Origin of the sequence: Cellulomonas sp. A375-1 (assembly GCF_001040865.1) — a bacterium.
Taxonomy (GTDB): domain Bacteria; phylum Actinomycetota; class Actinomycetes; order Actinomycetales; family Cellulomonadaceae; genus Cellulomonas; species Cellulomonas gelida.
Window position 1 is genome coordinate 16,344 of sequence record NZ_LFKW01000066.1, and the last position, 13,685, is coordinate 30,028.

9 protein-coding genes and 1 tRNA gene are annotated in these 13,685 nt (G+C 73.5%); 9 read left to right on the plus strand and 1 reads right to left on the minus strand.

Going from position 1 to position 13,685, the window contains the following annotated elements:
- On the minus strand, positions 1-1,554 hold the full coding sequence (locus CWIS_RS07730; RefSeq protein ID WP_048342688.1) for an MFS transporter: 1,554 nt from the start codon (positions 1,552-1,554) through the stop codon (positions 1-3).
- Between the two features lie 508 nt (positions 1,555-2,062).
- On the opposite strand from CWIS_RS07730, the gene CWIS_RS17570 reads away from it, so the two are divergent.
- The 9 genes from CWIS_RS17570 to CWIS_RS07775 all read left to right on the plus strand — a co-directional run.
- Positions 2,063-3,727, plus strand: coding sequence for a DUF4157 domain-containing protein (locus CWIS_RS17570; RefSeq protein ID WP_156186591.1), 1,665 nt, complete (start codon positions 2,063-2,065; stop codon positions 3,725-3,727).
- A gap of 72 nt (positions 3,728-3,799) precedes the next feature.
- Entirely contained in the window at positions 3,800-4,198 is a 399-nt protein-coding gene (locus CWIS_RS07740) for a PadR family transcriptional regulator (protein ID WP_048342723.1), read from the plus strand.
- A 26-nt stretch (positions 4,199-4,224) separates the two neighbouring features.
- Positions 4,225-5,160: a permease prefix domain 1-containing protein gene (locus tag CWIS_RS07745; RefSeq protein ID WP_048342689.1), complete on the plus strand. Its 936-nt coding sequence runs from the start codon at positions 4,225-4,227 to the stop codon at positions 5,158-5,160.
- Between the two features lie 62 nt (positions 5,161-5,222).
- Positions 5,223-5,615: a YchJ family protein gene (locus CWIS_RS07750; protein WP_048342690.1), complete on the plus strand. Its 393-nt coding sequence runs from the start codon at positions 5,223-5,225 to the stop codon at positions 5,613-5,615.
- Between the two features lie 93 nt (positions 5,616-5,708).
- Entirely contained in the window at positions 5,709-6,998 is a 1,290-nt protein-coding gene (locus tag CWIS_RS07755; RefSeq protein ID WP_053071622.1) for a threonine/serine exporter ThrE family protein, read from the plus strand.
- A gap of 62 nt (positions 6,999-7,060) precedes the next feature.
- Positions 7,061-7,150: transfer RNA gene (locus tag CWIS_RS07760), tRNA-Ser, on the plus strand.
- A 135-nt stretch (positions 7,151-7,285) separates the two neighbouring features.
- On the plus strand, positions 7,286-8,107 hold the full coding sequence (locus tag CWIS_RS07765) for a hypothetical protein (protein WP_048342691.1): 822 nt from the start codon (positions 7,286-7,288) through the stop codon (positions 8,105-8,107).
- A gap of 68 nt (positions 8,108-8,175) precedes the next feature.
- Positions 8,176-8,928, plus strand: coding sequence for a class I SAM-dependent methyltransferase (locus CWIS_RS07770; protein WP_048342692.1), 753 nt, complete (start codon positions 8,176-8,178; stop codon positions 8,926-8,928).
- Positions 8,929-9,106: 178 nt separating this feature from the next.
- The coding region (locus CWIS_RS07775; RefSeq protein WP_053071617.1) for a metallophosphoesterase at positions 9,107-13,685 on the plus strand (4,579 nt) is incomplete at its 3' end.

Below are 13,685 nucleotides of genomic sequence, written 5' to 3' on the forward strand. Positions count from 1 at the left end.
TCAGGCGACGACCGCACCCTCCGTCGGCAGGTCGTCGCGCCGGGCGACGACGACGGTCGCGGCCACGAGCAGGGCGAGCGCGAACATCCCCGCGCCGACGACGAACGCGACGTGGTACCCGGCCACGTTGGCGGTGGCCTGCGTCGCGGGCGACGCCGGGTCCGCACCGCCCGCGACGAGCGAGGCGAGCTTGCTCGTCGTGGCCGACAGCGCGAGCGTGTTGAGCAGCGCGATGCCGAGCGACGCGCCGACCTGCTGCGCGGTGTTGAGCATGGCGCTCGCCACGCCCGCGTCGTGCCCGCCGACTCCGACGAGGGCGGTCGAGGACACCGGGATGAAGACCATCGCCATGCCCAGGCTCAGCACCACGAGCGCCGGGAACACCGTGGTCCAGTAGCTCGAGTCCGGCCGCGTGAGGGTGAGCAGGAGCATGCCGGCGACTGCGAGCGCGAGCCCGGTGATCATGAGCGGCTTCGGCCCGGTCTGCGGCAGCAGCCGCGCCACGACCCCGGCGAACAGGATCAGCACCAGGCTGAACGGCAGGAACGCGAACCCGGCGCGCAGCGGCTCGTAGCCCATGACGTACTGGAAGTAGAACGTCATGAACAGGAACATCGACATCAGGCCCGCGCCGACCAGCAGGAACACCAGGTAGGAGCCACCGCGGTTGCGGTTGAGCACGATCCGCAGCGGGAGCAGCGGGTTGCGCACCCGGCGCTCGAGCAGGACGAACGCGGTGAGCAGCACGCCGGCGGTGACGAGCAGGCCGACGACCAGCGGGTCGCTCCAGCCGACGGTCGTCGGCGTGCCGTTCTCGCCCGGGACGCGGCGAGCGGCCTCGGTGAACCCGTAGACCAGCGCGACGAGCCCGACGGTCGACAGCAGCGCACCGGGGATGTCGAACCGCGTGTCGCCGTGCGCCTTCGACTCGCGCAGCACGCGCGCGCCGATCACCGCGGTGACCAGCGCGATCGGCAGGTTGACGAACAGGCACCAGCGCCAGTCGAGGTACTCGGTGAGTGCTCCGCCCGCGATCAGGCCGATCGCCGCGCCACCGCCGGAGATCGCGCCGAACACGCCGAACGCCTTGGCGCGCTCTCGCGGCTCGGTGAACGTGACGGTGACGAGTGCGAGTGCTGCGGGTGCGAGCAGCGCGCCGAACACGCCCTGCAGCGCGCGGGCGCCGAACAGCATCCCGGCGTTGACCGCGGCCCCGCCGAGCGCCGAGGCCAGGGCGAACCCGACCAGCCCGATGAGCATGGCGCGCTTGCGCCCGAGGTAGTCGGCGACGCGACCGCCGAGCAGCAGCAGCCCGCCGAACGCGAGCGTGTACGCGGTGACGGCCCACTGGATGTCGTTCGGGGCGATCTGCAGGTCGTCGGCCGCGGACGGCAGGGCGATGTTCATGATCGACCCGTCGAGCACGAGCATGAGCTGCGTGATGGCGATGACGCCGAGGATGCGCCACCGCCGAGGGTCGGGCGCGGACGAGCCCGGCTGGGCCGGGGTGCCGGGCGTGGCGGGTGTCGCCGTCGCGGTGAGGGGCTCGGACATGGGGTTTCTCCGTGCTGTGAAGGGCGCGCGGTGGCGCGGCGTCGAGACCGTCCGCACCCGGGCTGGAGCGCGGGTGCGGGAGCGAGAGGACCAGTGAAGGGGCCGTGCTGACGTGGTGCTGGGGTGCGGGGGTGCTGGCGTGCTGCGGTGCTTTGGGAGCGGCCGTCGGCGCGACGTCCGAAGAGACACCGGCCGAGGGCCAGACGCTAACGAGAGGGTCTGACACGCCCTGATACGTCCGGTCCGCGCGGCCGCGCGTGGCGTCCGACGCGTCCCCGTCGTCGTCGGACGTCGTCAGCACACTCCCGAGGTGGGGTGCGGGTCAACGCATATTCGCCCACAGCGGACACCCTGCCCGGCGCAGACCCGCGGAGCCGGCAGCGCCCGCAGCGCCCATCCAGCGAGCGCCCATCCAGCGCGTCACGTCACCCGCTCCCGGGGCTCCCGCACGCGGACGCCCCGGCGTACGGTGAAGGCGGACGCGGCGCCGCTGCCGGGGGAGGTCCGCATGACTGACGTGGCGATGCACGTGCACGAGTCGTCTCGGGGGACGGCGCCCCCGGACGCCCAGGACGGTGCCCCGCAGCCCGTCCCGGGAGCGCCGCTGCGGCCCGCCCCCGTGTCGCACGTCGTCGCCCCCGACCTCGTCCGACGAGGCGGAGTCGCGGCGGACCCGTTGGGCGGGGCCGAGGTGGCCACCCCGCTGCGCCGGGTCCTCGACGCGCGCCGGAGCCGCGGCGAGCGCCTGCCCGCCGAGCTCGGCGAGTCGCTCGGCGCCGCGATGGGCACCAGCTTCGAGCGCGTCCGCGTCCACGCGGACCCCGCGGCCGCCGGGATCGCCGATCAGCTGCAGGCGCGGGCGTTCACGTACGGCACGGACGTGTACTTCGCGCAGGGCACCTACGCGCCCGGTACGACGGGCGGCCGGTCGCTGCTCGCGCACGAGCTGGCTCACGTCGTCCAGGAGGGCTCGGGCTCGTCCGGCACCGGCCGCGCCCCGCTCGTCGGACGGGCCGACGACCCCGCGGAGGCTGCCGCGGACGCGCTCGCGCACCGCGCGCTCGTCGGGCACCTCCCGTCCGACCGGCCCTCCGACGCGACCCCCGGTGCCCCGCACGCGGTGGCGGCCGGCGCCGAGGAGGTCCGACGCGTCGTCGTCGTGAACGGTGCGCGCTGCACCGACGCGGAGGCGACCTACCAGGCGATGTACCAGGCCGTCACCGGGACGACGTACCCCAAGACGGGGCGCGTGCTGTCGAACGAGATCGCGATCGTGAAGGACAAGGTCGTCGCACTCCTGGCCTCCTGGATCGCGGTCGAGAACACCGCTGGGATCGGGCCGCAGGTCAAGCGCGCGGTGCTGGGCCAGGTCCCGGTGGGGCGCGTGTACTCGAACTACGTCGACCTGGCCGTCGCGCTGGTCGGCGAGATCGAGGCCGCCCCCCAGCTGAAGGCCGAGACCGACCTCGCGGCGCGTGCCATGGACAGCGCGTACCTCTCGCACCAGCTCGACACGCTCATGCCCAAGCTCAAGACCCAGTTCCAGACCCGGATGGGAACGACCATCGCGGCGCGGTACGGCAACTGGCACATGGGCAAGTACTACCCGTGGTACCTGATCGGCTTCACCGGCGGGTTCGGCGACGTGTTCGACAACCCGTCGACCTACTCGCTGGCCGCCAAGGTCGCCGCGATCCACGATCTGACGGACTGCTACTTCGAGATCCAGCCCGCCGCCGTCCAGGTCCCGCCCAGCAAGTCGAAGGGCACCTCGCTGGTCGGCGGTGAGCACAAGGCCGACCTGGTCGACGGCACGGGCAAGGCGACGTTCCGGGACAAGGCGACCGGCACGCTCGACGAGCAGAACGAGGTGATCGTCTCCGCGCGGTGGCTCAAGAAGCCGATCCAGATGGGCCCGAGCTTCACGACCGGCCGGTTCATGGAGCTGGCGCACGGCGCGGGTGCCGACGTCGAGACGCTCGAGGCCCTCGCGTGGGCCCTGTTCGCGTTCTGGAACCAGAAGTACACGACGTCCGCCTCCGGCGTGCACCGGTTCCACTTCGTCATGGACATGGCCAACAACTACGGCGTGCCGTACTCGATGACCGCCGACCTGCCGGCAGATCCGCCGACCTTCAAGCGCGAGGAGGTCGTGATCGACCTGGGGGTCTAGGGCAGAGCGGGTGCGGTGAGCGACGGCGGTTCGTTGTCATCAGGTAGTGGATCAGATACAGTACCCGTCGTGATGCAACGACCGACGCCCGACACCGCAGGCGACGCCTTCTCGGCCGACCTGCTGCGCGGCCACACCGACACGATCGTGCTCGGCACCCTGCGCCACGGCGACCGCTACGGCTTCGAGATCTACAGGGCGATCCGCGACGCCACCGGCGGCACGCACGAGATCAAGGAGGCGACGCTCTACGCCACGTACCGGCGCCTGACCTCCGACGGCCTGGTCGAGGCGTACTGGGGCGACGAGTCCCAGGGCGGCCGCCGCAAGTACTACCGGATCACCGACGCCGGGCGGGCCGTCTACCGGCGCAACGTCGCGGCCTGGGTGGCCACGCGCGACGTCATCGACTCGCTGCTCGACCAGCCCGCCCCCCGCACCTCTCCCGCCACGAAGGGCTCCGACCGATGAGCTCCGTCCACGAAGGGCTCCGACCCATGTCGACCGTCCACCGCCTGCTCGACGACGCCTTCGCCGGGGTCGACCTCACGCCCGAGGTCCAGGACCTCAAGGAGGAGATCCGCAGCAACCTCGAGGCCCGCGCGCTCGAGCTCCAGCTGGCCGGCGTCTCGCCCGACGAGGCCCCGCGGCGCGCGTTCGACGAGCTCGGCGACGTCCGGGCCCTCGTCGCGGACGCCGCAGGCGCCGCCCCCGTCACAGTCGGCTCCCCGGACGGCGCCCGGCCGCAGGTCACTGCGGTGCAGCGCGCCGCGCAGACCGCACGGCTGCAGAAGGTCCGCCCCCGCCCCGGGTTCGTCGTCGGCGTGGTCCTGGCGTCGCTCGTCGGCGCGGGCGCACTCGTCGTCGCCACCCTCGGTGCGCTCGGCACCGTCGACGTCGCCGACGCGGCGCTCCTGGCCGCCCTCGTCGTCGCAGCGGCTGCGGTCGGCTGGCTCACCGGCGCCTCGCTGGCTCAGGAGACGACGACCAACCACCCCCTGCCCGCCCGTCGCGCCGCGGGCTACGGTCTCGGCGCCGGCCTGACGGTCGGCGGAGCCGCGCTCGCCGGTGCGACCGCGCTCCGGCCGCTCGCCACCGGCTGGTACGTCCCCGCCGGGCTGCTGCTCGTCGTCGGGGTGTGCCTGCTCTCGGCCCTCGGCGCGACCCAGACCAACCGCAAGAAGGCCTGGGCCCGCGACGCCGAGCAGACCTACGTCGCCGACAACCGGTTCGAGCAGGACCCGGCCGCCGCCGCCCGGTTCGGCATCTACACCGCCGCCCTCTGGACGGTCGCCGCCGCCGTGTTCCTGGCCGTCGGGTTCGCGGGCGGCTGGGCGTGGGCGTGGCTGGTGCTCGTCGCCGCGTCGGGCCCGTGGCTGCTCATGCTCGCGAGGATGCTGTTCGGCGCCGGGACGGGTGACCGCCGCGCCTGACGGGGACGCGCACAGTCACGCGACGCGTCCAGTGTCCGCGCCCGGTCGCGCACACTGGACGCGTGGCCCCCACCCGCTGCCCGTGCTCGAGCGGGCTCACGTACGACGAGTGCTGCGCACCCCTGCACCACGGGACCCGCACCGCCGGCACGGCCGAGCAGCTCATGCGCTCGCGCTTCAGCGCGTTCGCCGTGGGCGACGCCGCCTACCTGCTGCGCTCGTGGCACCCGAGCACGCGCCCGGCGGACCTCACGCTCGACGACGACGTGCAGTGGTACCGGCTCGACGTGCGCGCGACGAGCGGCGGGGGAGCGTTCGACACCGTCGGCACCGTCGAGTTCGAGGCGTTCCACCGCGGCCCGGGCGGCCGTGGGTCGTTGCACGAGGTCAGCCGGTTCGTGCGCGGCCCGGAGGGCTGGCAGTACGTCGACGGGGACGTCACGACGAGCGCGTGACCCGCCCGGGTGTGACGAAGGTCGTCCTGCACGACCCGCCGCCTGGGACCGATCGACCCAGCCGCGCGCGCATGGGCACGCCAAGATGTGCAGGTGTCCACGTCCTCGATCCAGCCCGACGACGACGAGCTCGACCTGATCCGTCGCTCGGGAGCGGCGCTGCAGGTCGGCAAGCTCAGCCTGTCCGGCGGTACCGGCTCCTACCGCGTCAAGGCGTCGATGGCGCGCATCGCGCGCGCGATGGGCGTCGAGCGGCACGAGGCGCACGTGACGCTCACCGAGATCACGACGACGTCGCACCGCGAGCGGTCGTTCCGCACCGAGGTCACCGAGGTGCGCGCGGTCGGCGTGAACGCCGACCGGCTCGCCCTGATCGAGCGCATGGTGTCGCGGTTCGAGCGCCGGCACGACGAGACCGGCGTGCCGGTCCCGGTCGACGACGTGCTCGCCGAGGTCCGCACCATCGCCGCCCGCCCGCCGCTGTACAACGCGCTCCTCAACGCGCTGTGGTCCGCGATCGCGTGCGCCGCGTTCGCGTTCCTCAACAACGGCGGACCCGTCGAGATCGGCGGCGTGTTCGTCGCCGCGGGGCTCGGCCAGCTCCTGCGCCGCGCGATGCTGCACCGCGGCTACAACCCGTTCGGCGTGACCATGCTGGCCGCGGCGCTCGCGTGCTTCACCTACCTCGGCCTGGTCACCGGCCTGCACGAGCTCGGTGCGCTGTCGATGCGGCACGAGGCCGGCTACGTCTCGTCGGTGCTGTTCCTCATCCCGGGGTTCCCGCTCGTCGCCGGCGCGCTGGACCTCGCGCGGCTCGACTTCTCCGCCGGCCTGTCCCGGCTCACGTACGCGCTCATGGTCCTGACGTCGGCGGCGCTCGCGGTCTGGGCGGTCTCCTCGCTCGTCGGCCTGCAGCCGGACCCGCCCCCGCCGCCCGCGCTCGACCCGTTCGCGCTGTGGGGGCTGCGGTTCGTCGCGAGCTTCCTCGGCGTGATCGGGTTCGCGCTCATGTTCAACAGCCCGTGGCGCATGGCGCTGCTCGCGGCGACGGTCGGGATGGTCGCGAACGTCGGGCGCCTGCTGCTCGTCGAGGTCGGCGTGGTCACGCAGGGTGCCGCGGCCTGCGCCGCGCTCGTCGTCGGCCTGCTGGCCGCCTACCTGGCGCCGCGGCTCGACGTGCCGCGCGTGACGGTCGCGGTGCCCGCGGTCGTCATCATGGTGCCCGGCGTGCTGGCCTACCGAGCGATCTTCCACCTGTCCGACGGCCAGACGCTGCAGGCCCTCGCGTACGGCGTGCAGGCCGCGCTGGTCGTCGTGGCGCTGTCGATCGGGCTCGCGGTCGCCCGGATGCTCACCGACCGGACCTGGGCGTTCGACCGCTGAGGCGACTCGTCGCGGACGCGCTTTGGTTCCCGGCGACCTGCACGGGTAGCCTGTGCGCACTTGGAGACGTCGCATAGCCAGGTCTAGTGCGCGGCCCTGCTAAGGCCGTGAAGGGGTCAACCCTTCCGTGGGTTCAAATCCCACCGTCTCCGCCGAGTGCACGTCGCTGCGCCGTGAGGCCGGGCCGAGGCTGGTCCGGCCTCTCGCGCGTCCGGGAGCGTCGCCGTCGTCGGTGGGTCGGTGCCGGTAGCGTGCCCACCGACCGAACCACGGGCTGAGGCAGGCGCATGTACGAGCTGCTCACGGACGAGCTGCGGGTCGAGGTGCTCGACCCGGTCGCGGACGCGGCACTGACCGGCCCGCGGTACTGCACGGGCGGGTACGTCTTCCAGGTGCACGACGCGCGCCACGGCCCGCTCATGTCCGGGCCGACCTACCCCGACGACTTCAACTGGTTCGACGGGCAGGGCATCCCCGACTCGTTCGCGCTCGAGCCCCTGCGGGCTCCCGGAGCGGAGGACGGCGACGCGCTGCTGCTCGGTGTCGGGGTGTGCGACGTCGAGGCGGGGACGGTCGTCGAGCGGTGCGTGTGGGAGGTCGCGCAGACGGCGACGTCGTTGACGTTCCGCACCGCGCACGCGTGGGGCGGGTTCGCGTGCACGCTCGGGCGCACGCTCACGCTCGTCGGGCGGACGCTGCGCTCGGTCACCGAGCTGATCAACGCGGACGACGGTCGTGCGCTGCCCGTGCGGTGGTTCCCGCACCCGTTCTTCCCGCAGCCGGCGGCCGACGAGCTGTTCCGGACGAGCGCCGCGGTCACGCTCCCCGAGAGTGAGGGCTACCGGATCGCCGAGGACGGCAGCGTGCACCGGCGCGTGCTGGCGCCCGGGCACGTCGGTCACTACCAGGAGCTGGACCACGCGGCGAGCGACCCGCTGACCTTGGTCCACCGGCACGACGCGGTCGGCAGCATCACGATGACGACGAGCTACGTCCCCGAGCGGTTCGTCGTCTGGGGGAACCACTACACGGTGTCCGCCGAGCCGTTCCACGTCGCCACCCTCGCTCCTGGCGCCCAGGCCCGCTGGACCGTGACCTACGCGTTCTAGTCTCCGGGCTCCGGTGCGCGTCGTGCGCGGCGGAGTGCTCGCGAGGCGACGGTCGTAGGCTCGGCGGGATGGTGGACCCGCGGCACTTCGAGCAGCACGCGGCGATCTACGACGACGCGCGCCCGCCCTATCCGCGCGAGCTCTGGGACGAGCTGACGCGCGCCGGCTACCTCGTGCCCGGGCGTCGGGTGCTCGAGCTCGGCGCGGGCAGCGGGCAGGCCACCGGTCCGCTGCTGGCCGCGGGTCTGCACGTCACGGCCGTCGAGCCCGGGCCGCAGCTCGCGGCACGCCTGCGGGCGGCGCACCCGGCCGCGGAGGTCGTCGTCGCGCGCGCCGAGGACGCGGACCTGGGCGAGGACGCGTTCGACCTCGCGGTGGCGGCGACGTCGATCCACTGGCTCGACCTCGACGTGGTGCTGCCGAAGGTGCGGCGCGCGCTGGTCCCGGGCGGGACGTTCCTCGTCTGGCGGAACGTGTTCGGCGACCCCGACGTGCCCACGCCGTTCCGCGCGCGGACCGACGAGATCGTCCGCGCCCGGACGCGCCCACCGCGCCCGGGTCCCGATGCGGAGGACGCGTCCGTGACGGTCGCAGAGCTCACGCGCTCGGGCCTGTTCCGCGCCGACGCGGTCCGCACGTTCCGCTGGTCCGTTGACCTGGACGCCCAGCAGGTGCACCGCCTGTTCACGACCTTCAGCGACTGGACGCCCGACGAGGTCGACGCCGCCGCGCGCGCCGTGCGGGACCTCGGCGGCACCGTGACCGAGCACTACCTGTCCTGGCTCATCGCGCTGCACCCCACCGACCGCCCTCCGTCCTGACGTGCGCCGCTCCCGGCGCACCGCCCTGCGGCCGGACGGGTGAGGCCCGACACCGGTTCGTGCAGGTCGGACGCGCTCGGCATCGACCGGACACCTCGGCGTCGCCCGAGGTGGGACCGGTGTTCACCCACGCGCGTGAGGCTCGCCCCGGATCACCCCCGACCCGAAGCGAGACCTCATGCGTGTGCACGCCCCCGGGGTGCGGCCGGTCGCCGCCCTCGTCTCCGCCGCTGTCGTCGGCACGGCCCTCGCGGTCGCGGCCCCCGCCGCCGCCGACGATCCCGCCCTCCCGACGCTCCTCGTCTCCGAGATCAACCCCGACAACGGCGCGCACGTCGTCGACGGGCACCCGAGCACGCAGGACAACTTCGAGTTCGTCGAGATCGCCAACCCCGGCGCACGGGACGTGGACCTCGTCGCGTCGGGCGTGAGCGTCGCGTACACGAACGGCACGAACGTCACGTCGCTGAGCCTCGCGGCCGACTCGCCCAGCCCGGCGGTGGTGCCCGCGGGCGGCGCGCTGACGCTGTGGCTGCGGTACTCCTCGGGCACGGCCGACGGGTACTCGTCGGGCAGCCCGAACGCGTTCCTGTTCGACGCGGACGACTTCCGCGCGCACTACGGGCTCGACGCAGGCGTCCCGGTCGCGTACGTGACCGGTCAGGCCGGGTTCGCCAACAGCGGCACGCGCGGGGTGGCGTTGCGCTCGGGCGGGCAGACGATCGCGTCGTCGACCTACACCGCTGGCACCGACACCGCCGCCGAGCGGAGCGCGCACTACCGTCGGCCGACCTCCGGGACGGCAGCCGGCGTGCACGCGCAGGCCGCGGTCCCGTCGCCGGGCAGCGTCACGCCGGACCAGCTGGTCGCCCCGAGCCCGGACCCGTCGGGCACGCCGACGAGCGAGCCGACGACGACGCCGACGCCGACGCCCGAGCCGACGACGGAGCCGACGACGGAGCCCACGACCGGCCCCACCACGCCCCCCGGCGCGGTCGCGCCGATCCTGCAGGTCACGGAGCTCGCGCCGGACACGCCGAACCTGGCCGGCGCCGACGCCTACGAGTTCATCGAGGTCTACAACGGCTCCGCCGCGCCCGTCTCGTTCGACGACTTCACGATCAGCTACCTGTACGTCGACGCGAATGCGGTGCAGACGAGCGCAGCCCTGTGGCCCGCGACGCCCACCGACCCGGTGATCCCCGCGGGCGGCACGCTCGTGCTCTGGATCAAGAACGACGCGAGCCGCGCGCTGACGGCGGCCGACTTCAACGCGCAGTACGGCACGGACCTCGCGGCGGGCACGCAGCTCGTCGAGATCGCCTCGGGCGGCATGGCCAACGCCGGGCCGCGCGGCATCCGGGTCGCGACGAACACGGGCGAGGAGGTCAGCTCCGCGTACTGGTTCACCGACGCGCAGACCACGCCGACCACCGCGATCCAGTACGCGTGGAACCCGGGACCGGGTGACCACCTGTGGACGCCCGCCGACCCGGCGGGCCCGGCGCAGACGCTCGTCGGGCTGGCCGCTCCCACGCCGGGCCGGGTCTCCGCGTCGCAGGTGCCCACGAACCTCGTCGTGCCGCCCGTGGACGCCACCGCGCCCGTGGTGCGCGACCTGACCGGCGGCTCCGAGAGCCCGGACGCCGACTCGCTCGACCTGCTCTTCGACGTGACCGACGACCGTCAGGTCCGCACGGTCGCGCTCACGCTGACGACGAACGTCGACGCGCCCGTGACGCACCTGCTCACGGCGAGCGCGCCGCACCGGTTCGGGTACTCGATCCCGGCGGTCGACCTGCTCGGCAAGCGGTGGGTCGAGTACACGGTGCGCGCCTCGGACGGCACGCACACGACGACGAGCGAGACGGTGCGGCTCGAGCTGGGCGACGGCCAGCCCGACGCGGTGCGGCTCGACGTGCGCGACGGCCAGTTCGTCGGCGGGCGGACCCGCGTGGCCGCCACGACCGAGGGCGACCCCGCCGACCTGGGCCTGGCGATCGACGGCGAGCCCGTCGGCAGCGTCGTGCCCTCGCTCGAGAAGGCGCCGGTGTTCGCGTTCGAGGCGACGAGCACCGACGCGTTCTTCCGCAACGGCGTCAAGCTGGGCGACCAGGTCCTGACGATCTTCGACGAGGGCTTCTACTCGCGGGTCGAGACGGTGACGGCCGAGGTCCCGGTGGACCAGGTGCTGCGCGGGCGTGAGCTCACGATCGGCATCTACGCGGGCACCAAGGCGTGGCCGCAGCCGGACGTGAACGAGAACAACGACGACTTCTCGGCCTCGAACGTGCGGCTGGCCCTGCCGGACGGCCGCGTGCTGCGGCCCACCTCGTGCGGCGTCGCGGGTGAGGCCGCCGGCGCCGAGCACGCGGCGGTGCCGTGCCCGGACCCGTCCGCGAGCATCGGCTTCAAGGACGCGACGCTCGTCTACTTCACGGCGACGTTCACGATCCCGGACGACGCGTTCGGCTCCCTCGCGCACGTGTGGGACACCACAGCGGTCGCCGACGGCGAGCACACCGTGACCGCCACGGCCGGCACGACGAGCGTGACCCGCACGGTCGTCGTCGACAACACCGCGCCGCAGGTCACGACCCCGCTCGTCGACGGCACCCTGTACCGCGGGCCGGTGACGGTCGACGCGCAGGCCACCGACGCGGGCTCGGGCGTCGCGTCCCTGACCGCGACGCTCGACGGAGCGCCCGTCACGCTGCCGCACGTCACCTCGTCGCTCGACCTGACGCCGGGCGAGCACGTCGCGGTGCTCGAGGCGCGCGACACGCTCGGCAGCACCACGCGCCGCACGCTGACGTTCCGCACGGCCGACGAGACCCCGGTGACGGACCTGCTCTCGCCGCTCGACGGTGCGCAGGTCCCGGCCGGGGACGTGGTCCTGCGGGCCACGCCCACGAGTCCCGAGGGCGACGCCCTCGGCGTCGCGCTCCGCGAGGGCTACGCCTTCACGGCGGGCGACGACGAGGTGACGGCCGCCTCGGGCGTCACGGGCGTGGCCGCGGGCGACGACCTCGACCCGACGCTCCTGTCCGCCGACGAGCTCGCCAAGCTCGCCAGCACCGACGGCCTGGCGTCGCAGGTCAGCTCCGCGACGCAGTTCCCGTACCAGCTCTTCACGGTGGCGGTCCCGGCCGACGCGGGCGCCGACGCGCACGTGCGGGTCGCGTGGAGCGGCTCGGCCAACGCCGACGCCAAGGTGCTCCTGTACGTCCGGAACACCACCGCGAACCGCTGGGACGAGGTGGACCGGCACCTGACGACCGACGGCGGGGCCACCGACTTCACGCTCGGTGCGCTCGTGCCCGTCGCGGACCACCTCGCGGACGGCACGGTGACCGTGCTGGTCCAGCACTCCGAGGGCTTCGCGGGCGAGGTCCGCTCGACGCGCGAGTCCGCGGTCACGCCGTTCCACGCCGCGGCGACGCCGCGCGACGAGTACGACTTCACCGTCGCGTGGGAGTCGGACACGCAGTACTACAACGAGAACCCCGCGTTCTACCCGCACCAGCTCGCGATCCACCGGTTCCTGCTCGAGCAGCGCGACGCCCTCAACCTGCAGTACCTGGTGCACACGGGCGACATCGTCGACGACTACGACCAGCCCGAGCAGTGGGAGCGCGCCGACGCGGCGTACGCCCAGCTCGACCAGGCCGGGCTGCCGTACGGCGTGCTCGCGGGCAACCACGACGTCGGGCACGCCGCGCAGGACTACTCCCAGTACAGCGCGCGGTTCGGCGCCGCACGGTTCGAGGGCAACCCCTGGTACGGAGGGCAGCTGCAGGACAACCGCGGCCACTACGACCTCATCACGGCCGACGGCATCGACCTGCTGGTGCTGTACATGGGCTGGGGTCCGGCCGACGAGCAGATCGCGTGGATGAACGAGGTCGCGCGGGCCTACCCCGAGCGCAAGGTGTGGATCGCGCTGCACGAGTTCATGCTCACCACGGGCGGCCTCGGGCCGATCCCGCAGCGGGTCATGGACGAGGTCGTCGCGACCAACCCGAACGTGTTCGCGGTGAGCTCGGGCCACTACCACGACGCCTACACGCGCACCGACGAGTTCGACGACGACGGTGACGGCACCGCCGACCGCACGGTCTACTCGATGCTCTTCGACTACCAGGGCCTGACCGAGGGCGGCCAGGGCTACCTGCGCCTGCTGCACTTCGACAACGACGAGGGCCGGATCGTCGTGCGGACGTACTCGCCGTCGCTCGACGACTTCGACTCCGACGACGCGTCCCTCAACTCGCCGCCGGGGATGCAGGAGTTCACCGTGCCGTACGCGGCGGTGGGCCTGACCCCGACGACGAAGACGCTGGCGACCGACTCGTTCCGCGTGGACGTGCTCACGTCCCGCACCATCGCGTCGTTCGCCTCGGTGCCGTCGGGCGCGACGGTCTCGGCCGTGTGGCGCGACGTCCCCGCGGGCGAGCACGGCTGGTACGTCCTGACCACCGGCCCGCACGGTGGTGTGCACCGGTCCGCGGTGCGCACGTTCGTCGCCGCGGCACCGACGACGATCCCGCTGTCGCCCGTCCCGACGATCTCGGGCACCGCAGCGGTCGGCGAGGCGCTGCGTGCGGTGCCGGGCACGTGGACCTCGGGGACCACGCTGCGCTACCAGTGGCTCGCCGGCGGCACGCGGATCGCGGGCGCGACCTCGTCGTCGCTCGTGCTCGCTCCCGCGCAGCGCGGCAAGCGGATCTCGGTGCAGGTCACCGGCACGCTCGCGG